Origin of the sequence: Nonomuraea antri (assembly GCF_013283785.1) — a bacterium.
Lineage (GTDB): Bacteria > Actinomycetota > Actinomycetes > Streptosporangiales > Streptosporangiaceae > Nonomuraea > Nonomuraea antri.
The window spans coordinates 14237-38646 of sequence record NZ_JABCPZ010000090.1 but is presented as its reverse complement, the minus strand read 5'-3'; the positions used below and the strand labels follow the sequence as shown (position 1 = coordinate 38646).

The window sequence follows — 24410 nt, the reverse complement described above, 5'->3', positions numbered from 1 at the left end:
CGCCCGCCCCGCGCCCGTCGCCGTGCCTGTGGTCGTGCCTGTGCCTGTGGTCGTGCTTGTCATCGTGCCCGCCATTGTGGCCGCTGCCCGCCGCCGCTGGCATCCCTCTCATGAGGGACGTCCCGTCCCCGATCGCAGCGATCGTCAAGATGGCTCTGAGGCGGGACGACCGCGCCGCGCCCCGCCGCCTAGTCTGCCCGGCATGGAAGCCACCATCGAGGTTGCCGGGCTGCGTAAACGGTTCGGCCAGGTCACCGCTTTAGACGGGATGTCGTTCACGGTCAGCCCCGGCAAGGTCACCGGTTTCGTCGGGCCCAACGGCGCGGGCAAGTCCACCACCATGCGCGTGGTGCTCGGCCTGGATCTGCCGGACGAGGGCCGGGCGCTGGTCGGCGGGAAGCCGTACCGGAGCCTGGCCCGCCCGCTGACCCACGTCGGCGCGCTGCTCGACGCCGGCGCGCCGCAGCCGGGCCGCAGGGGCCGCGACCACCTGCTCTGGCTGGCCCACTCGCAAGGTCTGCCGGCCCGCCGGGTCGACGAGGTGGCCGAGCTGGTCGGGCTGGGCCCGGCGGCGCGGCGCAAGGCCGGCGGCTACTCGCTGGGCATGCGGCAGCGGCTCGGCATCGCCGCGGCGCTGCTCGGCGACCCGCCCGTGCTCATGCTGGACGAGCCGTTCAACGGCCTCGACCCGGAAGGCATCGTCTGGATGCGCGGCTTCCTGCGGGGGCTGGCCGCGCAGGGGCGCGCGGTGCTGGTGTCCAGCCACCTGATGAGCGAGCTGCAGGACACCGCGGGCCATCTCGTCGTGGTGGGCCGGGGCCGCGTGGTGGCCGACACCGGCGTCGACGACCTGATCGCGGCGGCCTCCGACGGCCGGGTCACGCTGCGCACCTCCGACCGGCCGGCCGCGATGTCGGCCCTGGCCGGCGCAGGCGCCACGGTGGCGGTAACCGACCGTGACACGCTCACCGTCTCCGGGCTGGCCGCCGAGCGGGTCGTCGCGCTGCTCGGCCGGGAAGGGGTGCCGTTCTCCGAGGTGAGCGCGCATCGGGCGACGCTGGAAGAGGCGTACATGGAGCTCACCAGGGACGCGGTCGAGCACCGCGCGGCCGTGGCGGGGGAGGCGGCGCGATGACCGCGCAGGACACCCGCGCCCCCTACCGTCCCGTCGCGCCGCCGGGCCGCGACGGCTTCGGCGCGCTGCTGCGGGCCGAGTGGACCAAGTTCCGCACGCTGCGCGGCCAGCCGATCACGATCGCCGTGGCCGCGCTGCTCATCGTGCTGATCGGCCTGCTGTACGCCTCCGGCAGCCGCAGCAGCTGCTCCGAGGGCACCAAGGAGGTGGCCTGCCCGGTCCCGCCGGTCGGCCCGGGCGGCGGGCCGGTGCGCGACAAGCTGTACTTCGTGCACAAGGCGCTGACCGGCGACGGCTCGATCACCGCGCGGGTCACCTCGATGTCGGGCATCATCACCTATCCGCCGCCCGACCACGACAAGATCGTCCCGGGTCTGGTGCCCTGGGCCAAGGCCGGGCTGATCGTCAGGCGCGACCTCCGGCCGGGCTCGCCGTACGCGGCGGTGCTGGCCACGGCCGATCACGGGGTGCGCATGCAGCACGACTACACCGAGGACGTCGCGGGACGCCCGGGCCCGGTGACACCGCAGGCGCCGCGCTGGCTGCGGCTGACCCGGCAGGGCGACACGCTCACCGGTCACGAGTCCGCTGACGGGGTCACCTGGTCGAAGGTCGGCGTCGCGCGCCTGCCTGGGCTGCCGGCCACCGTCCAGGCCGGGATGTTCGCCAACTCGCCCGGCGATCTGACCATCAAGCCGGACGTCGTCGCGGGCAGCGTCTCCCAGATGCGCTTCACCGAGACCACCGCCGTCTTCGACCGGGTCGACGTGCGCGGCCAGGTCTCGCCGGGGGAGTGGCGGACCGCTGACATCGGCGTGACCAAGGGCGACGGCCCCGGCGGCCTGCACCACCCGGGCAGCCTCGTGCGCTCCGGCGACACGTTCACCATCACCGGCAACGGCGACCTGGCGCCGGCCGGCGGCGAGGGCGGCGCGCCCGTGGAACGCTCGCTCACCGGGTCGTGGATCGCGCTGATCGCGGTGATCGTGGTGGCGGTCATGTTCGTCACCGCCGAGTACCGGCGCGGGCTGATCCGCATCACGCTGGCGGCCAGCCCGCGGCGCGGCCGGGTGCTGGTGGCCAAGGCGGCGGTGCTCTTCACGGTCACGTTCGTGGCCGCGCTGGCGGCCTGCGCCGCCGTGGTGCCGCCGGCGCGGCGGATCCTGGAGTCCAACGGCAACGTCGTCGCCCCGGTCGATCCGCTCACGCAGGTGCGGGTGGTGGCCGGGACGGCGTTGCTGCTCGCGGTGGCGGCCGTGCTGGCGATGGCGCTGGGTGCGCTGTTCAGGCGCGGCGCGCCGGCGGTGATCACGGCCACCGCGCTGATCGTGGTGCCCAACCTGCTGGCGACCGCGTCGCTGCTGCCCGAGGGGCTGTCGCGGTGGCTGTTGCGGGTCACTCCCGCGGCCGGGTTCGCGATCCAGCAGAGCGTGCCCGAGTACGCGCAGGTGATCGCGCACTACGCGCCGGTGGCGGGCTACTATCCGCTGGCGCCGTGGGCGGGCTTCGCCGTCCTGTGCGGGTACGCGGCGCTGGCGCTCGCGCTGGCCGTCGCCCGGCTGCGCCGGGGTGACGCGTGAGACACGAACTGCGCGCCGAGTGGACGAAGCTGCGCACCACTCCCGGCCCGGCCTGGCTGCTGGTGGCGATCGTGGTGCTGACCGTGTCGCTGAGCGCCGCCGTCAGCCACTACACCACCGCCCAACTGCCTTGCCCGCGCACCGGCTGCCTGCAGGACGTCGCCAAGCTCAGCCTCAGCGGCGTGGCCGTCGGCCAGGTGGCGGTGGCGCTGCTGGCGGTGTCGGTGCTCTCCGCCGAGTACGGCACCGGCCTGATGCGCGTGACCCTGGCCGCGATGCCGCGCCGGGGCCGGGTGCTGGCCGCCAAGGCCGTCCTGGTCTGCGGGCTGACCGTGGCCGCGGGCGCCCCGGCCGTGCTCGGCTCGCTGCTGGCCGGGCGGTCGCTGCTGCCCGGCAACGGGTTCACGCCCGCGCACGGGTTCCCGCCGCTGTCGCCCGCGGACGGCTCGATCGTCCGCGCCGCCGTCGGCTCGGTGCTGTATCTCGTGTTAATCGGCCTGCTCAGCCTGGGCGTGGCGGCGGTCGTGCGCGATTCCGCCGCGGCCGTGGGCGCGGTGCTCGGCCTGCTGTACATCCTGCCGGTGCTCATGCTGATCGTCGGCGACGAGGAGTGGCAGCGGCGGTTGTCGCGGTTCTCCCCGATGAACGCCGGGCTGACGGTGCAGTCCACCGCCCAGCTCACCGAGCTGCCGCTGGCCCCGTGGGCGGGCCTGGGCGTCACGGCCGGGTGGGCCGGCGCGGCGCTGCTGGCCGGGTGGCTGGCGCTGAACCGCCGCGACGCCTGACGTGACCGGGCTCGCCCCGGTCGCGCGGCCGCGGCGGTGACGGTCTTAACTGGTGGCATGCGCATCGGAGAGCTCGCCGCCCTGGTCGGCGTGTCCACCAGGACCGTACGCCACTACCACCGCCAGGGTGTGCTCCCCGAGCCGCCCCGCCTGGCCAACGGCTACCGCGAGTACGGCATGCGCGACGCCATCGCCCTGGCCCGGGTGCGCCGCCTGGTGGAGCTGGGCCTGAGCCTGAGCGAGGCCCGCGACGTGATCGCCGAGGACCGCGACAGGGACCTGGCCGACATCCTGGTGGAGATCGACGCCGACCTGGCCAGGCAGGAACACGAGATCAAGCTCAGGCGGGCGCGCCTGGCCGAACTGCTCAGCCAGGCCGAGTCGGGCGCGCTCGGCCCGGACGACACCGCCTCGCCCGAGCTGCTGGCCTTCCTGCGCCAGGTCGAGGTGCCCACGTCCAAGGCCGCCGAGTGGGACCGCGACCTGCTGGTGCTGATGGACAGCATGGCCACCGCGCCGGACCGCGAACGGGCCTCGGCCATGTTCGCCGGCCTGGCCGCCGACCCCGAGATCGCCGCTCGCGGCCACGCCTTCTACCGCAGGCTCGACGAGCTGACCGACGCCGGCCGGGACGATCCCAGGATCGGCCCGCTGGCCAGGGAACTGGCCGACTACAGCCGCGAGCACCTGATCGCCGAGGGCGGGCCGCACGACCACGGCTGGGATCCGGCCGCCGTCGAGCCCTTCCTGGACGAACTGGCCCCGGCCCAGGCCGAGGTCATCCGCCAGGCGGTCCGGCTGATCGCGGCGCAGACCGGCGGTTGAGGGCCCGTGGCGGTGCGGGTCGAGCTCGGCGGAGGCCGAACGGGATCCGGTGACACAGCGTGCCGATCAGGTGGCCCTTCTGCGGGAGCCGGTCGACAGCACCCGGGGACGCAGCCGGGTGCGCACGCCGTCCATGATGTCGGCGAGCTGGGCGACCTGCTCGTCGGTCAGGAGGTCGATCAGGCCGTCGCGGACCGCTGCCACGTGTCCGGGCGCGGTCTTCTCGAGGAGTCGCCGGCCGTCCTCGGTGATGACGACCATGGCCCTGCGTTCGTCGTCGGCATCGGTTTCGCGGCGTAGCAGGCCGGCCTTCTCCAGCTGGGCCACCTGGTAGCTCAGGCCGCTGCGCGAGGTGATCATCAGGTCGGCGAGCTCGGTGATGCACCGGCGTCGGGGGGCGCACTCGTTGGCCCAGTGCAGGATCTCGTACTGGACCATGGTGAGGCCGGCGTCTCGAAGCTGGCGTTCGACGTGGCGCTGGATCAGGCCGGAGGTTTCCAGGAAGCCGGTCCAGGCGCGCATCTGCGTCTCGGTCAACCACCGCGGTTCGCTCATGTGGGGGAGCCTACCGGAGTTGCGTCGAATTCGACGCAACTCTACGATCAGCCTCGTTGCACAAATGCGTCGAATTCGACGCATTTCGTGTCGTGCCATCGGCGCGCCTCACCTCTCGGAAGACGCGCCTCCCATCTCGGAAAGGCCACCCATGAAGATCAGCATCATCGGCGAGGGCAACGTCGGCTCCGCCCTCGCGCGCCGTCTCGCCACGGCCGGGCACACGGTCACCACGGCGAACTCCGCCACCGCCGCGGACCAGGTCGCGGCGCAGGTCGCGGAGGCGGACGTCACCGTGCTGGCCGTGCCGTTCCCCGCCGTCGCCCAGCTCGACGCCGAGATCAAGACCGCCCTGCGAGACAAGGTCGTGATCGACGTCACCAACCCGCTGGCGGCCGACTTCATGTCGCTGACCGTCGGGCACACCACCTCGGCCGGTGAGCAGGTCGCCGCCACGCTGCCCGGCGCCCGGGTGGTCAAGGCCTTCAACACCGTGTTCGCCGCCACCCTGGACACCGCCGGCCTGTTCCTGCCGGTGGCCTCCGACGACGAGGCCGCCAAGAAGACCGTGCTGGAGCTGGGCACACAACTCGGCTTCGACGCCGTGGACGCCGGCCCGCTGGCCAACGCCCGCTACCTGGAGCCGGCCGTGGAACTGCTGATCCAGCTCGCCTACGGGCGAGGGATGGGCCCGGGCATCGGCTTCACCCTGGCACGGGCCTGACGATCCCGACGCGGACGGCGAGATTCCGCCCGGCGGCCATCCCGTACGAGCGGATCTCGTCTCACGCCCCCGTTGCACCGGCCGGGCTCACGGGTTGCGGCTCCTATACTGGACATGTAATATCCAGGATATGCGGATGAACGAGGGCGTGGAATGGGCGCTGCACAGCTGCCTCAACCTCTCCTGGGCGACCCCGGGGGAGGCGGTGACGGCCGGCAAGCTGGCGGCCTTCTACGACCTGCCCGCCGCATACCTCAACAAGCAGCTGCAGGCCCTGGCCAGGGCGGGCATCCTGACGTCCACGTCGGGTCCCCGCGGCGGGTTCAGGCTGGCCCGCAGCCCGGAGGAGATCACGCTGCTCGACGTGGTGACCGCCATCGAGGGCCCGGAAGACGCCTTCAAGTGCGAGCAGATCCTCGCGCAAGGCCCCGGCGGCCGTCCGGATGTCGACTATCGCGCCCACTGCGTGATCTCGCAGTCCATGCGCTCGGCCGAGCTGGCCTGGCGCAGGGAGCTGGCCGGCCGCACGCTGGCCGACCTCAAGGCGACGGTCGAGCGGCGTTTCCCGCACGTCCCCGAGACCACGAGGAACGGCTTCGCCAACGTCCGTCCCTGAGCACGCGCCCTCGGCAGGCGAGGGCGCGCCGTTTCACCGAATAATCCTTGCTATTTCCTATCCAGAAAGAGGCGAAAAGATGACCAGGATGCAGAACCTCTACAAGCTGGCCTCCGGCAGCTACCAGGCCCTGCTGGCACTGGAGGAGTCGGTGGCGGGCAGCGGCGTGCCGCAGAGCACGCTGGAGCTGGTCAGGCTGCGTGTCAGCCAGATCAACGGGTGCGGCTTCTGTGTCGACATGCACGCTCGCGACGCCAAGCGGGCGGGGGAGAGCGACGAGCGGCTGTGGTCGGTGGCCGCCTGGCGTGAGTCCCCGTACTACACCGACGAGGAGCGCGCCGCGCTCGCGCTCGCCGAGGCCGCCACCCGCCTGTCCGACAACCCGGACGGGGTACCGGACGCCGTCTGGGACGCCGCCGCCGACCACTTCGGCGAGCAGGAGCTGGCCGGGCTGCTGATGGCGATCGCCGCGATCAACGCCTGGAACCGGCTCAACGTCACCACCCGCCGCCAAGCCGGCGCCTGACCGCCCCTTTCTTCTCGGCCAAACCTGGACATTTCCTATCCAGGTTTGGCCGCTTCCCTCTGGAGAACATCGTGAATCTTCTGCTCACCCCCGGCGACGACGGCTTCGAGCAGGCCCGCCTGCCCTGGAACCGGGCCGTCGACCAGCGGCCCGCCGCCGTCGCCGTCCCGGCCGACGCGCAGGAGGCCGCGGCCGTGGTCCGCCAGGCCCGGGTCCGCGGGCTCTCGGTCGCCGTCCAGGCCGGTGGCCACGGGGCCAGCGGCGACGTCGAGAACGCCGTCCTGCTGCGGACGTCCAGGCTGGACCGGATCGACCTCGACCCTGATGCCCGCACCGTCCGCGTCGGCGCCGGCGTGCAGTGGGGCGAGGTGCTCAAGGCCGCCGCGCCGTACGGGCTGACCGGCCTGGCCGGCAGTTCGCCGGTGGTCAGCGTGGTCGGCTACACCCTCGGCGGCGGACTGTCGTGGTTCAGCCGCCGGCACGGCCTGGCCTGCGACAGCGTCAGGAGCTTCGACATCGTCGACGCCGAAGGCGTGGCCAGGACGGTGACGGCCGCGTCCGACCCGGACCTGTTCTGGGCGCTGCGCGGCGGCGGCGGGAACTTCGCCCTGGTCACGGCCGTGGAGTTCGACCTGCACCCGGCCCCCGCCCTGTACGGCGGGCGCGTGCTGTGGCCGGGGGAGCGTGCCGCGCGGGTCGTCGAGGCCTTCCAGCGGATCACCGCCACCGCGCCGGACGAGCTGACGCTCTGGCTCGACCTGCTGCACTTCCCCGGCGCGCCGCCGATGGTGGCGGTGGACGTGACCTTCCTGGGCACGCCCGAGCGGGCCGCCGCGCTGCTGCGCCCGCTGGAGGACGTGGGCGGCGTCATCTCCGACTCGCGCGGCCCGATGTCCCCGGCCGACCTGGGCGCCATCACCGCCGAGCCGACCGAGCCCGGCGCGGGCGTCTCGCGCGGCGAACTGCTCACCGCGCTGCCTGCCGAGTCGCTGCTGGCGGCGCCCATCGAGCCGCTGCTCAGCGTGCAGATCCGGCACCTGGGCGGCGCGCTGGCCCGACCGGGCACCGCGAGCGCCGCCGGGCGGATCGCCGAGCCGTACGCGCTGTACCTGTTCGGCCTGCCGCCGGCCGAGCCCGTACGGCGACGGCAGCGTGAGCTGGCCGAGTCGCTGCCGGTCAGCGGCCGCAAGCCGTACACCTTCCTGGCTCCGGGGGAGGGCGCCGCCGCGGCCTTCGACGAGGAGAGCCTGATCAGGCTGCACAAGACGAAGCTCGCCTACGACCCCGACCACGTGTTCCGCGCCAACTTCCCGCTGTGACCCCCGCGTCGGGTCACCGGTCCAGGCAGCGGCGGGCGGCGGTGAGCACGGCGTGGGTCTGGATCGCGGTGATGCGCCCGATCGGGTCCTCCAGCTGCACCACCTCCGCCTGGGCCGCCGCGCACAGCCGCCGCAGCCGCCCGCCCACCTCGGCCCTGGCCGTGGCCAGCTCCGGCTCGGCGGCCAGCAGCCGGGCGAACATGGCCGCCGCCCGCAGCGGCATCCTGCGCACGGTGTCGTTGATGCCGCCCGCCTCCGCCCGCGAGACCGGTTCGCGCTGGTCGACCCCCAGTTCCAGCGAGGCGACCAGCAGCCGCGAGACGGCCAGGGTGTCGTCGACGGCCGCGTGGAACGGGGTGTCGGCCACGCATCTGGTCCTGGTCTCGGCCCGCAGCCAGGCCAGCGGCTCGATCTCCTCGCGCAGCCGCACCGCGGCCGACTTCACCAGCTGGCCGCGGGTCAGCCCGGCCGGTGAGCGGTCGTCGCAGCCGGGGCTGACCCACAGCGGCACCTCCGCGATGAGCGTGAAGGTGCCGTAGCGGTCGGCGTACTGCCAGCTCGACGCCCCGTACGGGCGGGGCGCGCCTGCCTGTTCCGCCGTCTCGGCGAAGTCGATCCTGTCGGCCGACGGCAGCAGCGACACCCCCGGCCCGGCCGAGGCGTAGCCGACGGTGTCGATGGGCGCCAGGTCCAGCGGCACGCCGTGGCTCTCGGCGATCGCGGCCAGCTCCGCGGCCAGGCCCGGCACCCGCCTGCTGACCTGGAAGTACGCTCCGCCGAAGTCGGCGTTGTGCAGCGAGCACATGAAGACCGGGCGCAGTTCGTCGATCACCCGGCGCAGCGCCAGGGTCTCGGGCAGCGGCCGGTCGAAGCGGCGCGGCCCGGTCTCGATGGGGAACGTCCACTCCGGCTGCCGGCCCATGGCGGGCCGGTAGAAGTGGCGGTGGTGGTGTGCGACGGTGTACGGGCCGCCGTACCAGCCCTCGTTCAGCCGGGCGCCGTCGGGGTCGAGGCAGCCGATGAAGTGCCAGGTCAGCCCGGCCCGCCTGGCCGGGTCCGCGCACAGCAGCGTGGCCAGGCGCAACACGGTCAGCAGCCCGGCCGGCTCGTTGGCGTGCGGGCCGCCGACGACGAGCGCGTGCCCGCGCGCACCACCGCCACCGCCACCGCCGTCGCCGCCGATCGAGACGAGGTCGAGCGGTTCCCCCGCCCGGGAACGGCCGATCGGCCTGATGGAGCACAGAGCGGGGTGACGGCGACAGAGCTCGCGTAAACCCCCAGACACGTCGTCAACGGTCGGAATTGCGCGCATGAGGAAGCATCTCAAAGCCGCGGCCGTCCCGCCACGTCCGACTCCCGGGATCGCCTGGCGCCGGTCAGGTCCTGATGCAGCGGCACCCGGTCGTCACGCCGGGCCGGTCAGCCGCCGCGGCAGGGTGAGCGTCAGGACGGCCCCGCCGCCGGGGGCGGCGGCCGCGGTGAGCGTGCCGCCGTGCAGCCGGGCGTTCTCGGCCGCGATGGCCAGGCCCAGTCCGCTGCCCTCGGTACGGGTGCGGGCGGCGTCGCCCTTGGTGAAGCGGTCGAAGACGCGGGGCAGCAGGTCGGCGGGGATGCCGGGCCCGTCGTCGGAGACGGTGACGACGATCCGGTCGGCGTCGGCCCGCACCTTGACGAGCACCGACACCGCCGCCCCGCCGTGCCGCAGCGCGTTGCCGACGAGGTTGGCCAGGACGACGTCGACCCGGCGCGGGTCGAGGCGGGCGCGCAACCCGGCGGGCACGTCGGTGCGGACCCGTTCGCGCCAGTGCCGCAGCGCGAGCGTCTTGCCGACGAGCTCGCCCACATCGACCTCGTCGAGGTGCGGGACGGCGACGCCGGCGTCGAAGCGCGACACCTCGATCAGGTCCTCGACCAGCCGGGTGAGCTTGCGGGTCTCGTCGGAGACCAGGTGCAGCGCCTCGGCGGTGAGCGGGGCGAGACGGCCGGAGGCGGCGTCGGCGTCGAGCACCTCGGTCACCGCGGACATGGCCGCCAGCGGGGTGCGCAGCTCGTGCGAGACGTCGGCGGCGAACCGGCGGGCCCGCGCCTCCATGTCGAGCAGCGTGGCCGCGTCGGACTGGAGCCTGGCCGCCATCGTGTTGAAGGTGTGGCCGAGGTCGGCCAGCTCGTCGGTGCCGGTGACGTTCACGCGGGTGTCCAGGTCGCCGCCGGCCATCCGCTCGGCGGCCGCGCGCAGCCGGCGTACCGGCCTGAGCAGCCGGCGCGCGGCCAGCAGGGCGGGGACGATGGCGACCAGCACGACGGGCAGGGCTCCGGCGCGGGCGGCGTCCGCCAGCGTGTCGACGTCCCGCTGCTGTGAGGCCAGCGAGAAGGAGGCGTAGACGACCAGCGGCGCGGGCTCGTGCGGGCGGGAGGCGGCGCTGACCGGGAGCGCCACGGCCAGCCAGGGCGTCGGACCGAGGTGGAAGCGCTGGGCCAGCGCGGTGGCCGAGCCGGCCGCCTGGCCGGGCAGCCGCGCGGGCAGGGGCGGCCGCTCGGCGGTGGCGGCGACGAGCGGCCCGCCGCGGTAGGACAGCGCGGTGCGCCAGGCCCGGGCGCCCGCCGCGCGGTCCAGCTGCAGCGCCAGCGTGCGCAGGTCCTTCTCGCTGGGGTCGGCGGGCAGGTCGGGGGCGCGCGAGACGAGCAGGGCGCGCAGGTCCTGCAGGGCGTCGGCCTGCGCCCGCGCCACGATCGCGGTACGCCCCTGGCGGAAGGTGACGGCGGCCACGATCAGCGCGCTCAGCACGGAGACCAGCAGGAACACCAGCACGAGCTGAGCCCGCAGGCCGCGGGCCGCGAACGGGCGGATCACAACGGCCCGAAGCGGTAACCGAAGCCGCGGACGGTCTGGATGTAGCGCGGGCTGCGCGGCTCGTCCTCGATCCTGGCCCGCAGCCGCATCACGCACGCGTCGACCAGCCGGTAGTCGCCGTGGAAGGTGTGCTCCCACACCTGTTCCAGCAGCTGCTGGCGGCTGAAGGTCTGCTCGGGCGCGGCCGACAGGAACAGCAGCAGCTTCAGCTCGGTCGGCGCGAGCGCGAGTTCGGCGCCGTGCTTGAGCACCCGCAGGGCGACCCGGTCGACCAGCAGGTCACCGTGGACCGTGCGGGCCTGGCCGGCGCCTTCGGGCGGGCTGGTACGGCGCAGCACCGCCCGCATGCGTGCCTCGATGACCTCGCTGCTGGCCGGTTTGATCACGTAGTCGTCCGCGCCGGCCTCCAGCCCGACGACCACGTCCACGTCGTCGTCGCGCGCCGACAGGATCACGATCGGCACCTGGCTGAAGGCCCGGATGCGGCGGCAGGTCTCCAGCCCGCTCATGCCGGGCAGCATCAGGTCGAGCAGCACGATCTCCGGGGCGCCTGCGACAAGCTCGGCCAGCCCTTCCTCGCCGGTGCCGACCAGGATGGTCTCGTGGCCCCGGTGGCGCAGGCCGACGCTCACCCCCCGGCGCACGGCGGGGTCGTCCTCGATCAGGAGCACGCGGGTCATGAGGAGCCTCCCCGATCCGCCGGTACGGCCGTTCCGTCCGTGTCGCACCTGACCGGCCACGGCCAGTCCACGTCGGGTTCGAAGACCTCGACCACGGGATCGGCGACGGCGGCCGCGGCGGCGGCCGTGCACACCAGCTGGCTCACCGCGACCGACCGCAGGTTGCGCACCTGCCAGGGCAGGCGCAGCCGCACCCGGCCGCCGGCCGTCGTGGCCTCGACCGGGCCCGGCGCGGCGGGCAGCCGGGTGATCAGCCCCCGAGCCCGCTCGTCGGCCGTGGGGCCGGCCAGCAACGCGGCCATCGCCTGCCGCAGCCGGTTCCCGGCGGGGGCCGGGCGCGAGACCGGCCAGGTGCCTTCCTGGGTGACGAAGTACACCCGCAGCAGCCGGTCGCTGCTCGCGGTCAGGCCGCCCTGGACCGGCTGCCCGGCAGGCAGCGCGTCGGTGTCGGTGATGCCGCAGCCCGCCAGCGCCGCCACGACCACGACGGTCGCCAGGCGGCACAGCGCCTTCCGCATGGGTTCGCTCCTCCTCTTCGGCGCGATGTTACCGGCGGCCGTGACCGTCGCCGACGGTGCGGTGATCCGACTGGAGGCGATGCAGCTCGCGCACGTCGACCGTGCCGGCGCCGGGTTGCGGCCGTGGTATCGCCGCCCACAGCCCCGCCGCGAGCCCGCCGGCCACGGCCAGCGCCACCCAGCCGCGGCCGCCGGTGGCCCAGCGCACGCGCCCCAGGCGTACCGGGTCCTCGACGGCGGCCTTCGACACTATCGCGGCCAGCAGTGACAGGCCGACCGCGGTGACCGTCCAGGCCCAGGCGGGCGAGCCGGTCACCGGGCGCGGCAGCAGCAGGAAGATCGGCCAGTGCCACAGGTAGAGGCTGTAGGACAGCTCGCCCAGCCGGCGCGGCACGACGCCGCCGACGGCCCGGCCCGCCAGGCCGTGCGGGGCGTGGGCCAGCAGCGCGATCAGCGCGGCGCTCGCCAGCGAGTGCGCGAACATCCCGCCATGGAACAGGCCGGGGGCCTGCTCGCCGCCGGTCAGCGCCCAGGACGTGAGCAGCCCGGCCAGCAGCGGCAGGCAGATCGCGTCCACGGCCCTGGCGGGCAGGCGGGCCACGGCGTCCCTGACGGGTGCGGTGGCCGCCGCGGCGCCGAGCAGCAGGGCGCTCGCCCGGGTGTCGGTGCCCTCGTAGGCGCGGGTGGTGTCGACGCCCGTCCCGAGCCTGACCATGAGCCACAGCGAGACGGACGCGCCGGCGATCGCGATGAGCGCGACCCGGCGCTGCCCGCCGCGGCCTCGCCCGGCCAGCGCCACCGCCAGGGGCCAGAGCAGGTAGAACTGCCACTCCACGCCGATGCTCCACAGGTGGGCGAACAGCCGGGTGCCTGAGGCGTTCCAGTAGCCGATCCGTTCGGCGATGAAATGCCAGTTCACGCTCTGGGCGGCGACCCACGGCGCGTCGCGCAGGGCCGCGGACAGCACGTCAGGGCCGGCGAACGCCCAGGCCAGCAGCAGCGTCGCGGTGACCATGACGGCCAGCGCGGGCAGCAGCCTGCGGGCCCTGCGCCCCCAGAACGCGGCCAGGTCCACCCGGCCGCGCCGGTCGAGCTCGGCCAGCAGCAGCCCGGTGATCAGGAAGCCGGACAGGGCGAAGAACAGGTCGACGCCGAGGAACCCGCCGGGCGCGTACCCGGCGTGGAACAGCAGGACCGCGGCGACGGCGAGCCCGCGCAGCCCGTCGAGCGCGCCGATGTGCGCGCGGCGCGAGGCGGTGACCATCAGCCGCAGCCGAGTTTGACGAATCGCTCGTCGGCGGTCCACGACCCGGTGGCCCACGTCCCGGGGTCGGCCGGGGTGAAGCCGGCCAGCCTGCCGAGCCTGGCGGTGAACCAGGTGGCGAAGGCCGCCGAGCCCTGCTGGCAGGAGTGGATGCCGTCCTTGGCGCGTTTGGCCTGGTCCGCGGTGTGGTCGCGGCCCCACAGCTCGGCGGCGTCGAGGAAGCCCGCGCCGGCCGCCTTGGCCGCCATCCCGGGCGCGTTCTCGATCGCCTTCTCGTGGGGGAGGTAGAACTCGTCCAGCTTGAACGGCGGGGCCGTCACCAGGACGAGCCTGGCGCCGGCGTCCTTCGCCGTCCGCGTCAGCCTGCGGTAGGCGGCCAGCTGCTCGCCGGGCGTTCCCCAGTCGTAGGTGGTGATCTGGTACGCGATCACGGTCGGACGGAAGGAGCGGAGGTCGTCCTTCAGTCTCTTCCAGGAGTCCTTGGCCGCCATGACGGTCACCGGGTGATCCCCGGCGACGACGGTGCCGCCGCCGTCGGAGGTGGCGTCCTTGAACCGGGCGCCGGCGGCGGTCAGCGCGGCCTCCAGCGCCGGGGCCTGGGTGCCCGCGATGGAGTCGCCCATCCACAACACCCTGACGCCGGTCGCGGCCCGCTCACCGGACCCGGCCCGGGAGGCGGGTGTGGCGGGCGTGGCGGCGGACGCGCCGCAGGCGGTCAGCGCCGCGACGGCCGCGACGGCCATGAGCATCCCGGTGGATCGGCGAGGGAACGGGGAGGCCGGAAAGTGGCTGGTGGATCGCATGATCGGTAGGCAACCAGACGAATCCGGACGTCAGCCGCGTTGTCATCGTTTCATCACATGATGCTGGATCAGCCATCACACAGCCGCCTGCAGCGATCCTCACGCGCGGGCGGGTCAGCGGACCGTGCGCAGGTGGCGGGCGAGCGCGGCGACGACGTGGCGGGCGTCGGCGCCGACCCCGCGCAGGCTGTTGGACGCGGGGGTGCGCTGCCACTCCAGGCCCAGGTAGCCCAGGCCGGCGTGCGTGCGTGACAGGCCGCGGCGCTGGCGCGGGTGCCCGCCGGGGGTCAGCGCGCCCAGGCCGGCGAGGTAGGGCAGGTCCGGCCGGTAGCCGGTGGCCAGCAGCACCGCGTCGACGCGCTCGCGCCGGCCGTCGGGCCAGATCGCGTGATCGCCGTCGAGCCTGGTGAACATCGCCCTGCGGGTGTAGCGGCCCGCGCGCAGCGCCCGGCGGTAGCGGCCGTCGTCGAGCACCGGCGAGGCGGGCGGAGCGTCCGCGCGGGCCAGCGGCAGCCGGTCGAACCCGGTCACGCGGAACCAGAAGTGCAGGTCACGGCCCAGCGGGCGCTGCTCGACGAAGCGGATCGGGGTGCGGCCGGCCAGCGTCACCCGGCGTTCGGCGGCCAGCTCGTACGCGATCTGGACGGCCGAGTTGCCCGTCCCGACCACGAGGACGTGCTCGCCGGGCAGCGAGGCCGGCGAGCGGTAGCCGGCGGCGTGCAGCACCGGGCCGGTGAAGGTGTCCAGGCCGGGCAGGGCAGGCAGGTGCGGGCGGCCGAAGGAGCCGGTGGCCGCGATGAGCGCGGGGACGGTCAGTTCCTCCCCGTCGGCCAGGCGCGCCACGAAGCCGCTCCCGCCGGCGGGGCGGACGCGTTCGACGCGAGCGCCGGTGCGCAGCTCCGCGCCGCGCCCGGTCAGGACGGCGGCGTAGCGCTCCAGGTAGGCGGCCACCTCGTCGCGGCGCGGGTAGCGCTCGGGATCGCCGTCGAAGGGCAGGCCGGGCAGGCCGCTGTAGCGGGCGGGCGAGAACAGGGCGAGGCTGTCGTAGTAGCGCGGCCAGGATCCGGCCGCCCGGCCGGAGGCCTCCCGCAGCACCGGCCGCAGCCCCTGCTCCAGAGCTGCGTGCGCGGCGGCCAGGCCGGACTGCCCGGCCCCGACGATCAGGACGCGGTCGTGGTCGGTGGACATGCCGCAGAACGTACCGTCATTTTCTAATATGTCAATATCTCGGTATGAGGGATAGAGTGCCCGGAGAGGAGGGGAGCAGGCATGGCCGAGACCACGACACCGTCAGCGACCACGACGAACGCGACGGCGGATGCGACGACGTGCGCGCCGCAGTTGCCGCAGGCCGCCCAGGACTTCCTCAAGGCCCTGGCCAACCCGGGCCGCCAGCAGATCATGCTGCTGTTCGCCCGAGGCGCCGAGCTGTCGGTCAACCAGGTCGCCGAACGCGCCGGCGTCAGCCAGTCCACCGCCTCGCAGCAACTCGCCCTGCTGCGCCGCGGCGGCATCGTCGTCTCCCGCCGCGACGGCAAGGAAGTGCTGTACCGGGCTGATCGCGACAGTGTCGCCCGCGTCCTCGGCGATCTGCAGGACTACGTGAAGTTCTGCTGCTGAACGCCGGCGCCGCCACCGGGTCGGCCGCAGGCCGGGCACCCCGCCGTCCTGGGGACGGGCTGCCGCGCGGTCTGCATCGTCAGCAGGTTGAAGTACACCATCGTGTCGAGCAGCGCGGGCGGGAAGGCGCCGGTCAGGAATCCGACCGCCTCGGTCGCCAGGATCCCGGCCACGATCGAGCACAGCGGCCCGAACGCGGGGACGGTGCGGCCCTGGTTGAGCACGTCGGGCAGGTCCCTGCCGTCGTTGCCGGCCCGCAGGTGCTCCTCCAGGCAGGCCAGGCAGGCCGAGCGGCCGGGCACGACGAGCGGGCCGGCGATGCCCAGGTGCTGGCTGAACCCGCCGGGCAGGAACGGCACCCCGGCGGCCAGGCAGCCGGCGTTCATCCAGCGGCGGATGTGCGGCTGCGGGCTGTCGGCGGTGGCGATGGCCAGGTCGGCGCCGGCGACGGCGTCCGCGACGTCGGCGGGGCCGGTCAGCGCCAGGTCGCGGGATTCGACGTCCACCCGGGGGGAGTGTTCGGCCAGGCTGCGCGCCGCCGCCGTCACCTTGGCCGCGCCGACGTCGGCGGCGGTGTAGAGGAACTGGCGGTGCAGGTTCGACTCCTCGACGTCGTCGTGGTCGACCAGGCGCAACCGGCCGACCCCGGCGGTGGCCAGTTGCAGGGCCACCGAGCCGCCGATCCCGCCGACGCCGAGCACGGCCACCGTCCGTCCGGCCAGTTCGCCGATCATGGCGGCGGCCCGCGGGGCCGGCTGGAACATGGAGAAGAACAGCGCCTGGCGCGAGGACGAGCCGCGGCCGGTGAGCAGCGCGACGTCGTCCTCCTCGACCAGGATGCGGGCGGTGAGCAGGGTGGTGATCGCGGCGTCGGCCTCGGCCTCGGTGACGCCGTCGGCGCGGGCGGCCAGGGTGATCAGTTCGCGGCGGTCGATCGGGTCGCGGGCGCAGCACCGGACGAGCTCACGTAACGCCACCGAAGCCGATTTCAGGATTTTTCCGGTTTCGGGAAGGTCGCCCAGTCGAATGAGCTCGCGCTGGTCGTCAATGAACAGGGGGAACGCCGGGTTCACCAAAACGCGCGACAAAATGTGAGCTCCAGGAGAGGGAGAGCCGACGCGGGACCGGCCACGCGGCCCGTCGCCGATCCCACGCGGGCGGGCGTCAGCTGTTGCTGTTACCGCACGTTGGCTCTACTTCCTCCACCGGGCTGATCGTGATCTCCATGCGCGCTCTCCCCTCGTGGAGTCGCCGCTATTGCTGAGGCATATGCGGCTATTGAGGTAAAACGACCTTGCGGGTGGAAATTAATTGCCCAAAGAACCGATGTCTATACCTAGATCGAGAAGAATCCTGCATGGATTCATCGGAGATCCGGTTCGTCCGGGCTGTCGAACCTGAACGGCACGCCGAACCGGTCCGCCAGCTCCCGCCCGGCCCGGCTCGCCTCCTCGGCCTCCGGCCAGGGCGGCACCTGGCCGTTGAACACCCGCATGTCGGTCCCGTGCCGGATGGTGGCCAGCGCGTGCCTGGTCTCAGGGTCGCCGGTGATCACCGACAGGTGGATCATCCAGCCGAAGGTGTCGCCGTCCCATGCGGCCTCGACGGCCACCGGCGGCTCGTCCAGGTCGGCGATGCGCGCGGCCAGGTCGGTCAGCCTGGCGGGATCGAGCGGCGGGCTGGGCCGGGGGCCGAAGTGCAGGCCCAGCTCGGCGCACCGCCAGGCGAGCAGCCGCTGGCCGGGCGCGAGGGGGATCGGCGGGTCGGCCGCGCGCAGCACCATCAGCGCGTTGAGCGTGCGCTCACGCGCGATGAGCGCGTCGACCTGGGCGCGGGTCCCGGCGGGCAGGGCGTTCCACAGCTCGTGCTCCACGGCGACGATTGTCCCGGACCCCGGCGGGTGGTATCGGGCTCTCTCAGATGATCGGCGGGAAAGTTGTGGGATACCTCCATGAGCCCGCGCCGGTGGCGTGGTGTGGGATCGTGCCCATGAGTGATGAAGCGAAGCGGCCCGGAGGCCGGCGCCGGTTCCCCACCGCGGACCTGGCCAGAGTCGCGGTGTTCGCGGCGTTGATCGCGGTGCTCGGGCTGGTTCCCGGGCTGACCGTGTTCGGTCCGGTGCCGATCACGCTGCAGACGTTCGGGGTCATGCTGGCCGGGCTGATCCTGGGCGCGTGGCGGGCCGCGCTGTCGGTGTCCGTGCTGCTGGTGCTGGTCGCGGCCGGGTTGCCGCTGCTGGCCGGCGGGCGCGGCGGGGCGGGTGTGTTCACCATGCCGTCGGCGGGCTACCTCATCGGATGGATCGCCGGGGCGGCCGTGATCGGCTGGCTCGCCGACCGGGCCGGTGAGCGGCCTTCCCTGGTACGGCTGCTGGTGGCGGGCGTGGTCGGCGGCATCGGCGTGATCTACCTGTTCGGCGTGCCCGTGGTGGCGCTGGCCACCGATGTGCCGCTGGGCGTCGCCGCCGTGCAGAGCGCCGTCTTCCTGCCCGGTGACCTGGCCAAGGCCGTGCTGGCCGCGTTCATCGCCAGGGGCGTGCAGCGGGCCTATCCCGACGCGGTGCCCGCGGTGCACCGGCAGCAGCTGCGGGCCGGGGGGCGCTGATGCCGGTGGCGCGTGACGTGCTGCGGCACGCCGCCGAGCGGCCGCACCGGCTCGCCCTGCGCGGCCCGGCGGGCGAGGTGAGCTACGCCGAGCTGGCGCGGCGCGTGCGCGGCGCGGCCCGGCGCCTCGACGGCGAGCTGAGCGCGCGCGGGCTGAAGGGCGCGCTGGTGACGGTCGGGCTGCCGGACCCGGCCGAGCTGCTGGTCGCGGTGCTGGCCTGCGACCTGGCCGGGGCGCTCCCGCTGGTCGGCGAGCCCGCCTGGGACGCCGGCCGCTGGGCGCAGGTCACCGCCGGGCTCACCGTCGACCTGCACGTCGGCGAACCCTTGCCGGTCGAATCCACCGGCGACCCGCTGTCGGCCGCGGACGGTGAGCCCCGCTGGGCGCGGGCGGCGCCCGGTGACCGGGTGTGGGCGTGTTTCACCTCGGGCAGCACCGGCCGGCCGCGTGCCGTCGTGCGCACCCGCGCCTCGTGGACCGGCTCGTTCGTCGCGCTGGGCGAGCTGACCGGCATCGGGCCCGAGGACGAGGTGCTGGTGCCCGGGCCTCTGTCGTCCTCGCTGTACGGGTTCGCCGCCGTGCACGCCCTGGCCGTCGGGGCCGCGGCCGTCGTGCCGGGGCGCTGGTCGCCGTCCGCGCTGGCCGGGCAGTTGCGTACGGCGAGCGCGGCGCACGTCGTCCCGCACCGGCTCGGCACGCTGCTGGCGGCCCGCGGCGACGGCCCGCTGCGCACGGTGCTGGCCGGCGGCGCGGCGCTGGGCCCGGGCCTGCGGGAACAGGCGGCGGCCTGCGGGGTCGGCGTGGTGGCCTACTATGGCGCGACCGAACTGTCCTTCGTGGCCGTCGACGCCGACGGCGGCGGGCTGCGCCCGTTTCCCGGTGTCGAGATCGAGGTCAGGGCCAGGCCCGGCGATTCGCTGGGCGAGGTGTGGGCGCGTTCGCCCTGGCTGGCCGAGGGCTATCTGACCGGCTCGGCGGGTCCGCTGCGCGTCGACGGCGACGGCTGGATGAGCGTGGGCGACCTGGCGCGGCCGTACCTGGCCGGGCAGGCGCTGCGCGTGCGCGGCCGGGGGGACGGCGCGGTGCAGACCGGGGGCGCGACCGTCGTGCCCGAGGACGTGGAGGAGGTGCTCAGGAAGGTGCCGGGAGTGCGCGAGGCCGTCGTGGTCGGCACGCCGCATCCGAGCCTGGGCGCCGTGGTCACCGCGGTGATCGAGGGCGAGGCGTCGAAGGCGGCGCTGGAGTCGGCCGCCAGGGCCGGGCTCGACCGGGCGCAGCGGCCCCGCCGCTGGTACGCGACGGCGAGCCTGCCGCGCACGCCGTCGGGCAAGCCCGCCCGCGCCCAGGTCGCGGCGCTGCTGGCCGAGCCCGGCCAGACCCTGCGGCGGCTGAGCTGACATGCGCGACACCCCCGTGATCGTGGCCGCCCGCCGCACCCCGATCGGCACCGCCGGCCACGCCTTCAAGGACGTGAGCGTCGACGCGCTGGCCGCCCCGGTGCTGGCCGCCGTCGCGCGTGAGGCCGGCGGCGCACCGGTCGAGGACGTGCTGCTGGGCAACTGCATGGGCCCAGGCGGCAACGTGGCCAGAATCTCCGCGCTGGCCGCCGGGCTCGGGCCCGAGGTGCCCGGCGTGACCGTCGACCGGCAGTGCGGCAGCGGCCTGGCCGCGATCCTGCTGGCCGGGCAGGCGGTGCGGGCCGGCGAGGCGGACCTGGTGCTCGCCGGTGGCGCCGAGAGCGCGTCCACCGCGCCGTCGCGCACCCACCGGGGCGCGCACGCGCCCTACGACCGCGCGCCCTTCGCGCCCGCCGGACATCCCGACCCGGACATGGGCCCGGCCGCCGAGGCGCTGGCCGCGGCCCGCGGGATCGGCAGGTCACGCCAGGACGCCTACGCCTGCCGCAGCCACGCCAGGGCGGTGGCCGCGCGCGAGTCGGGCCGGTTCGAGCAGGAGATCGTCGAGATCGGCGGCCGCACGGCCGACCAGCGGCCACGTCCGCTGCGGCCGCAGTCGCTGGCCAGGCTGCCGGCCGCGTTCGTGCCTTCGGGCACGGTCACCGCGGGCAACTCCTCGCCGATCAGCGACGGCGCCGCCGCGGTGGCCCTGGTGCCCGAGCGGCTGCTGGCCGGACGGGCGGGGCTGCGGCTGGTGTCCGGCGTGGTGGTGGGCTGCGACCCGGCGCTGCCCGGCTGGGGTCCGGTGCCCGCCGTGCGCCGGGTGCTCGACCGGGCCGGGGTCCCGCTGGAGCGGGTGGCGGCGGTGGAGATCGTGGAGGCGTTCGCGGCGCAGGTGCTCGCCGTCACCGACGCACTCGGCCTCGACCCGCTGGACGCCGACGCCGACCGGGTCTGCGCCGACGGCGGCGCGCTCGCGCTCGGCCACCCGTGGGGCGCGAGCGGCGCGGTGGTGGTGACCCGGCTGTTCAGCAGGCTCGTCCGGGGCGGCGCGGCCCCGGGCACGCTCGGCCTGGCCGCCGCGGCGGTGGGCGGCGGGCTGGGCGTGGCCGCGTTGTTCGAGGTGGTCTGAATGGTTTCACGAAGGAGTGGCATGCACGCCGGGTGGTGCGCGTGATCGAGCTGACCGGCGTGCACGTCCGGCTCGGGTCGCGTGAGGTGCTGCGTGGCGTCACCGCCGCGCTGGGCGAGCGGCGCGTCGGCGTGATCGGCGCGAACGGCTCGGGCAAGAGCACGTTCGCCCGGCTGCTCAACGGGCTGGCCCTGCCGACGTCCGGCAGCGTGAGCGTGTTCGGGCTCGACACGCGCAGGCACGCGGCCAGGATCAGGCAGCGGGTCGGGTTCCTGTTCACCGACCCCGACGCGCAGATCGTGATGCCCACGGTGGCCGAGGACGTGGCCTTCTCGCTGCGCCGCAAGGGCCTGTCACGGGTGGAGGTCGACCGGCGCGTGGCGGAGGTGCTGGAGCGCTTCGGCCTGGCCGATCACGCCGACCATCCGGCGCACCACCTGTCGGGCGGGCAGAAACAGCTGCTGGCGCTCAGCTCCGTCATGGTGCTCGAACCCGACATCCTGATCATGGACGAGCCGACCACGCTGCTGGACCTGCGCAACGCCCGCCAGGTGGCCGAGCTGGTGCGCGAGCTGCCCCAGCAGGTGGTGACGATCACGCACGACCTGGCGATGCTGGCCGGGTTCGACCGCGTCCTGGTGCTCGACGAGGGACGCGTGGTCGCCGACGCCGAGCCGCGGGCGGCGATCGACCACTACCGGAAGCTGCTGGCGTGAACGGCCTGACCGGCGCCTACGTCCCCGGTGATTCGCCGTTGCACCGCCTGCCCGCCGGCGCCAAGCTGCTCGCGCTGGCCGTGGCGTGCACGGCGTTGCTGCTGCTGCGCGGCCCGTGGGAGCTGGCGGGCGCGGCGGTCGTGGTGGCCGGGTTGTACGCGCTGGCGCGGGTGGGCGCGCGGCCGGCGTGGGCGCAGATCAAGCCGATCCGCTGGTTCGCCGCGGTGTTGTTCCCGGTGCAGCTGGTCGTCGCCGACCTCGAGGGGGCGGTGTCGGCGACGCTGCGCATCGTGCTGGCGGTGGCGCTGGCCGGGCTGGTCACGCTGACCACGCGCACCTCGGACATGATGGCCGCGCTGGAGCGCTGCCTGTCGCCGGTCAGGCACGTCGGGCTGGATCCGTTCCGGCTGTCGCTGCTGCTGTCGCTGACCGTGCGCAGCGTGCCGGTGGTGGCCGGGCTGGCCACCCGGGTCAGGGAGGCGCAGCGGGCCAGGGGGGTGGAGCGCAGCCTGCGTGCCTTCGCGGTGCCGCTGGTGGTCTCCGCGCTGCGCCACGCCGACGCGCTCGGCGAGGCGCTCAGCGCGCGCGGCGTGGACGACTGACGCTCCGCGCACGGTATGACGGCTGAGCGTTACTTGAGCCTGCGGGCGCGCAGCACGCTGTCGTGCACGGTGACCTCGCGCTCTTCGGCGTCCTTGGCCGGGCGCGGGCGGGCGGCGGCCACCTCGATCTCCCACCGCTGCGGGTCGAGCTCGGCGGCGATCTCCTCGGCGGTGTAGAACAGCTCGGGCATCGGCGGCCGGCGCACGCTGGTCTCCAGGTCGGATGGGTGGTGCCCGACGATCAGCAGCACCCCGCCGGGCGCGACCGCCGCCGCCAGCCGGGCGAACAGCCGGCTCCTCGGTTCCGGCGGCAGGTGCATGAACTGCGCGGAGACCAGGTCATAGGCGGCCTCGTCCGGGGTCCAGCCGGTCAGGTCGGCGCGCGTCCAGCGGATCCGTCCGGCGACGTCGGCGCCGAGTGTCCCGGCCTGCGCGGCGGCGCGTTCCAGGGCGACGGCCGAGATGTCCACGGCGGTCACCTGCCAGCCCCGCCCGGACAGCCAGATGGCGTCGGCCCCCTCGCCGCTGCCGGCGTCGAGGGCGGAGCCGGGGGTCAGGCCCTCGGCCTCGGCCACGAGCTGCGGGTTCGGCCGGCCGCTCCAGATGGCCGGCTGGGAACGGTAGCGCTCCTCCCAGAACTCGGCCCCGAACGGCGCCAGGTCGTCGGTCATCGTGCCCCCTCGTCGTGCGCGTGCCTGTCGCAGGACTATCTCGCGCGGCCCGGGCAGGAGGCAAACACCGTTGCCGGGTCGGCAACACCCCATATCAGGTTTGACTTATATAAGTAGTGCCTGAAATACTCTGGTCGTGCACGCATTCGACGTTCTCGGCGATCCGGTCAGGCGCCGGATCCTGGAACTTCTGGCCGGCGGCGAGCGAAGCTCCGGGGAGGTCACGACGGTGATCCAGCAGGAGTTCGGCATCTCACAGCCGGCCGTTTCGCAACATCTGCGGGTGTTGCGCGACAACGGATTCGCCAGCGTGCGGTCCGAGGGCACGCGCCGGCTCTACGCGGTGCGGGCCGAACCGCTGCGCGAGGTCGACGCATGGCTGGAGCGCTTCCGCGGCTTCTGGAACCAGCGACTCGACGCCCTGGCCACCGAGCTGGCCCGAGGCCGGCGAGAACGCCGTACGGAGGGAACTGATGGACATACTTGATGAGATCAACCGGACACACCGGGAGCTGACCGTCGCGGCCGACGACACCAAGACGATCGCGCTGCGCCGCCACTACGACGCCGACGTGGCCGACGTCTGGTCGGCCTGCACCGATCCCGAGCGGATCGGCCGCTGGTTCCTGCCGGTCTCCGGCGACCTGCGCCTGGGCGGCAAGTACCAGCTCGAAGGCAACGCGGGCGGGGAGATCCTGGCCTGCGAGCCGCCCCGGCTGCTGAAGATCACCTGGATCTACGGCGAGCCGACCGGCGTGTCGGAGGTCGAGGTGCGCCTGTCGCCCGACGCCGACGGCACGCTGTTCGAGCTGGTCCACACCGCCGCGGTGCCGGAGGAGATGTGGCGGCGCTACGGCCCGGGCGCGGTCGGGGTGGGCTGGGACCTGGGGCTGCTCGGCCTGGCCCCGTACCTGGCCGAGGGCGCGATTCCGGACGGCTGGCAGGAGTCGCTCGACGCCACCGTCATGACCGCGAGCAGCCGGGCCTGGGGCGCGGCGCTGCGCGCGTCCGGGGCCTCGGAGCAGGAGACCGCCGAGGCCGTCGCCAACACCACCGCCTTCTACACGGGAGCAGAAGCATGACTCAGCAGATCGCCACTTTCCTCATGTTCCAGGACGGCAAGGCCGAGGAGGCCATGACGTTCTACGTGTCGCTGTTCGACGACGCCAAGGTGGTGGACGTCGGCCACTACGGCCCGGACGAGGCCGGCGCCGAGGGCAGCGTGCGGCACGCCGCGTTCCGGCTGGCGGGCCGCGACTACATGTGCATCGACAGCCCGGTGCAGCACGGTTTCGGCTTCACGCCGTCGATCTCGCTGTACGTGACGGTCGACTCCGAGGCGGAGTTCGACCGGCTGTGGGCGGCGCTGCACGAGGGCGGCGAGACGCTGATGGCGCCGGGCGACCACGGGTTCAGCACGAAGTTCGGCTGGCTGAACGACAGGTACGGCGTCTCCTGGCAGCTCAACCTGCCGTGACCACCGCCTC

The 24410-nt window shown here is 74.2% G+C and carries 28 protein-coding genes; 17 read left to right on the top strand and 11 right to left on the bottom strand.

The window, feature by feature from the left end; all coding sequences use genetic code 11:
- The first annotated feature begins 202 nt into the window (after positions 1–202).
- The 4 genes from HII36_RS27305 to HII36_RS27290 are packed head-to-tail and all read left to right on the top strand — an operon-like array spanning position 203 to position 4325.
- Positions 203–1135, top strand: a complete 933-nt coding sequence (locus HII36_RS27305; protein ID WP_173526113.1) for an ATP-binding cassette domain-containing protein — start codon at positions 203–205, stop codon at positions 1133–1135.
- Complete coding sequence (locus tag HII36_RS27300; RefSeq protein WP_173526112.1) at positions 1132–2715, top strand: ABC transporter permease subunit; 1584 nt, start codon at positions 1132–1134, stop codon at positions 2713–2715. Before HII36_RS27305 ends, HII36_RS27300 begins: the two co-directional genes overlap by 4 nt.
- On the top strand, positions 2712–3500 hold the full coding sequence (locus tag HII36_RS27295) for an ABC transporter permease (RefSeq protein ID WP_173526111.1): 789 nt from the start codon (positions 2712–2714) through the stop codon (positions 3498–3500). Before HII36_RS27300 ends, HII36_RS27295 begins: the two co-directional genes overlap by 4 nt.
- 57 nt (positions 3501–3557) lie before the next feature.
- Positions 3558–4325, top strand: a complete 768-nt coding sequence (locus HII36_RS27290) for a MerR family transcriptional regulator (RefSeq protein ID WP_173526110.1) — start codon at positions 3558–3560, stop codon at positions 4323–4325.
- Between the two features lie 66 nt (positions 4326–4391).
- Here HII36_RS27290 and HII36_RS27285 read toward each other — a convergent pair whose 3' ends face one another.
- Complete coding sequence (locus tag HII36_RS27285) at positions 4392–4880, bottom strand: MarR family winged helix-turn-helix transcriptional regulator (RefSeq protein WP_173526109.1); 489 nt, start codon at positions 4878–4880, stop codon at positions 4392–4394.
- Positions 4881–5031: 151 nt separating this feature from the next.
- Here HII36_RS27285 and HII36_RS27280 point away from each other — a divergent pair, with 151 nt between their 5' ends.
- From HII36_RS27280 to HII36_RS27265, 4 genes are all read left to right on the top strand, one after another.
- Positions 5032–5604 (top strand): NADPH-dependent F420 reductase, encoded by a 573-nt coding sequence (locus HII36_RS27280; protein WP_173526108.1) that lies wholly within the window; start codon positions 5032–5034, stop codon positions 5602–5604.
- A gap of 130 nt (positions 5605–5734) precedes the next feature.
- Positions 5735–6220, top strand: coding sequence for an RrF2 family transcriptional regulator (locus tag HII36_RS27275; protein ID WP_173526107.1), 486 nt, complete (start codon positions 5735–5737; stop codon positions 6218–6220).
- A 79-nt stretch (positions 6221–6299) separates the two neighbouring features.
- Complete coding sequence (locus HII36_RS27270; RefSeq protein ID WP_173526106.1) at positions 6300–6746, top strand: carboxymuconolactone decarboxylase family protein; 447 nt, start codon at positions 6300–6302, stop codon at positions 6744–6746.
- Between the two features lie 71 nt (positions 6747–6817).
- Positions 6818–8065: an FAD-binding oxidoreductase gene (locus HII36_RS27265; RefSeq protein WP_328807914.1), complete on the top strand. Its 1248-nt coding sequence runs from the start codon at positions 6818–6820 to the stop codon at positions 8063–8065.
- Between the two features lie 13 nt (positions 8066–8078).
- Here HII36_RS27265 and HII36_RS27260 read toward each other — a convergent pair whose 3' ends face one another.
- From HII36_RS27260 to HII36_RS27230, 7 genes are all read right to left on the bottom strand, one after another.
- Positions 8079–9350 carry a M14 family zinc carboxypeptidase gene (locus HII36_RS27260; RefSeq protein WP_173526105.1) on the bottom strand — a complete coding sequence of 424 codons (1272 nt, stop codon included), beginning with the start codon at positions 9348–9350 and terminating at the stop codon, positions 8079–8081.
- Between the two features lie 120 nt (positions 9351–9470).
- The gene (locus HII36_RS58780) at positions 9471–10916 is read right to left on the bottom strand and encodes a HAMP domain-containing sensor histidine kinase (protein WP_328807913.1); all 1446 of its coding nucleotides are present in this window, start codon (positions 10914–10916) and stop codon (positions 9471–9473) included.
- Complete coding sequence (locus HII36_RS27250; protein ID WP_173526103.1) at positions 10913–11596, bottom strand: response regulator; 684 nt, start codon at positions 11594–11596, stop codon at positions 10913–10915. The genes HII36_RS58780 and HII36_RS27250 overlap by 4 nt, the downstream gene beginning before the upstream one ends.
- Complete coding sequence (locus HII36_RS27245) at positions 11593–12114, bottom strand: GerMN domain-containing protein (protein WP_173526102.1); 522 nt, start codon at positions 12112–12114, stop codon at positions 11593–11595. Before HII36_RS27245 ends, HII36_RS27250 begins: the two co-directional genes overlap by 4 nt.
- Before the next feature lie 28 nt (positions 12115–12142).
- Positions 12143–13378 (bottom strand): acyltransferase family protein, encoded by a 1236-nt coding sequence (locus tag HII36_RS27240; protein WP_173526101.1) that lies wholly within the window; start codon positions 13376–13378, stop codon positions 12143–12145.
- Positions 13378–14181 carry an SGNH/GDSL hydrolase family protein gene (locus HII36_RS27235; protein ID WP_173526100.1) on the bottom strand — a complete coding sequence of 268 codons (804 nt, stop codon included), beginning with the start codon at positions 14179–14181 and terminating at the stop codon, positions 13378–13380. Before HII36_RS27235 ends, HII36_RS27240 begins: the two co-directional genes overlap by 1 nt.
- 114 nt (positions 14182–14295) lie before the next feature.
- Positions 14296–15369, bottom strand: a complete 1074-nt coding sequence (locus HII36_RS27230; protein WP_173526099.1) for a flavin-containing monooxygenase — start codon at positions 15367–15369, stop codon at positions 14296–14298.
- A gap of 81 nt (positions 15370–15450) precedes the next feature.
- Here HII36_RS27230 and HII36_RS27225 point away from each other — a divergent pair, with 81 nt between their 5' ends.
- Positions 15451–15801, top strand: coding sequence for an ArsR/SmtB family transcription factor (locus HII36_RS27225; protein ID WP_173526098.1), 351 nt, complete (start codon positions 15451–15453; stop codon positions 15799–15801).
- Here HII36_RS27225 and HII36_RS27220 read toward each other — a convergent pair.
- Positions 15780–16778 carry a TOMM precursor leader peptide-binding protein gene (locus HII36_RS27220; protein WP_173526097.1) on the bottom strand — a complete coding sequence of 333 codons (999 nt, stop codon included), beginning with the start codon at positions 16776–16778 and terminating at the stop codon, positions 15780–15782. The two genes, HII36_RS27225 and HII36_RS27220, sit on opposite strands and share 22 nt — an antisense overlap.
- A 386-nt stretch (positions 16779–17164) precedes the next feature.
- A complete protein-coding gene (locus HII36_RS27215; protein ID WP_173526096.1) occupies positions 17165–17674 on the bottom strand; it encodes a hypothetical protein in 510 nt (169 codons plus the stop codon).
- A gap of 116 nt (positions 17675–17790) precedes the next feature.
- Here HII36_RS27215 and HII36_RS27210 point away from each other — a divergent pair, with 116 nt between their 5' ends.
- From HII36_RS27210 to HII36_RS27190, 5 genes are read left to right on the top strand one after another with little or no spacing between them, the layout of a single operon-like run.
- Positions 17791–18405, top strand: coding sequence for a biotin transporter BioY (locus tag HII36_RS27210; protein WP_173526095.1), 615 nt, complete (start codon positions 17791–17793; stop codon positions 18403–18405).
- Positions 18405–19802, top strand: a complete 1398-nt coding sequence (locus HII36_RS27205; RefSeq protein WP_173526094.1) for an AMP-binding protein — start codon at positions 18405–18407, stop codon at positions 19800–19802. Before HII36_RS27210 ends, HII36_RS27205 begins: the two co-directional genes overlap by 1 nt.
- A gap of 1 nt (position 19803) precedes the next feature.
- Entirely contained in the window at positions 19804–20934 is a 1131-nt protein-coding gene (locus HII36_RS27200) for a thiolase family protein (protein WP_173526093.1), read from the top strand.
- Positions 20935–20975: 41 nt separating this feature from the next.
- A complete protein-coding gene (locus tag HII36_RS27195) occupies positions 20976–21650 on the top strand; it encodes an energy-coupling factor ABC transporter ATP-binding protein (protein WP_173526092.1) in 675 nt (224 codons plus the stop codon).
- Positions 21647–22252 carry an energy-coupling factor transporter transmembrane component T family protein gene (locus HII36_RS27190; protein ID WP_173526091.1) on the top strand — a complete coding sequence of 202 codons (606 nt, stop codon included), beginning with the start codon at positions 21647–21649 and terminating at the stop codon, positions 22250–22252. The genes HII36_RS27195 and HII36_RS27190 overlap by 4 nt, the downstream gene beginning before the upstream one ends.
- A 29-nt stretch (positions 22253–22281) precedes the next feature.
- Here the strand turns inward: HII36_RS27190 and HII36_RS27185 are convergent, their stop codons facing one another.
- Positions 22282–22923 (bottom strand): SAM-dependent methyltransferase, encoded by a 642-nt coding sequence (locus HII36_RS27185; protein ID WP_173526090.1) that lies wholly within the window; start codon positions 22921–22923, stop codon positions 22282–22284.
- 136 nt (positions 22924–23059) lie between these two features.
- On the opposite strand from HII36_RS27185, the gene HII36_RS27180 reads away from it, so the two are divergent.
- From HII36_RS27180 to HII36_RS27170, 3 genes are read left to right on the top strand one after another with little or no spacing between them, the layout of a single operon-like run.
- Complete coding sequence (locus HII36_RS27180; protein ID WP_173526089.1) at positions 23060–23410, top strand: ArsR/SmtB family transcription factor; 351 nt, start codon at positions 23060–23062, stop codon at positions 23408–23410.
- Positions 23397–24005 carry an SRPBCC family protein gene (locus HII36_RS27175; RefSeq protein ID WP_173526088.1) on the top strand — a complete coding sequence of 203 codons (609 nt, stop codon included), beginning with the start codon at positions 23397–23399 and terminating at the stop codon, positions 24003–24005. The genes HII36_RS27180 and HII36_RS27175 overlap by 14 nt, the downstream gene beginning before the upstream one ends.
- Positions 24002–24400: a VOC family protein gene (locus HII36_RS27170; protein WP_173526087.1), complete on the top strand. Its 399-nt coding sequence runs from the start codon at positions 24002–24004 to the stop codon at positions 24398–24400. The genes HII36_RS27175 and HII36_RS27170 overlap by 4 nt, the downstream gene beginning before the upstream one ends.
- Positions 24401–24410 lie beyond the last annotated feature (10 nt).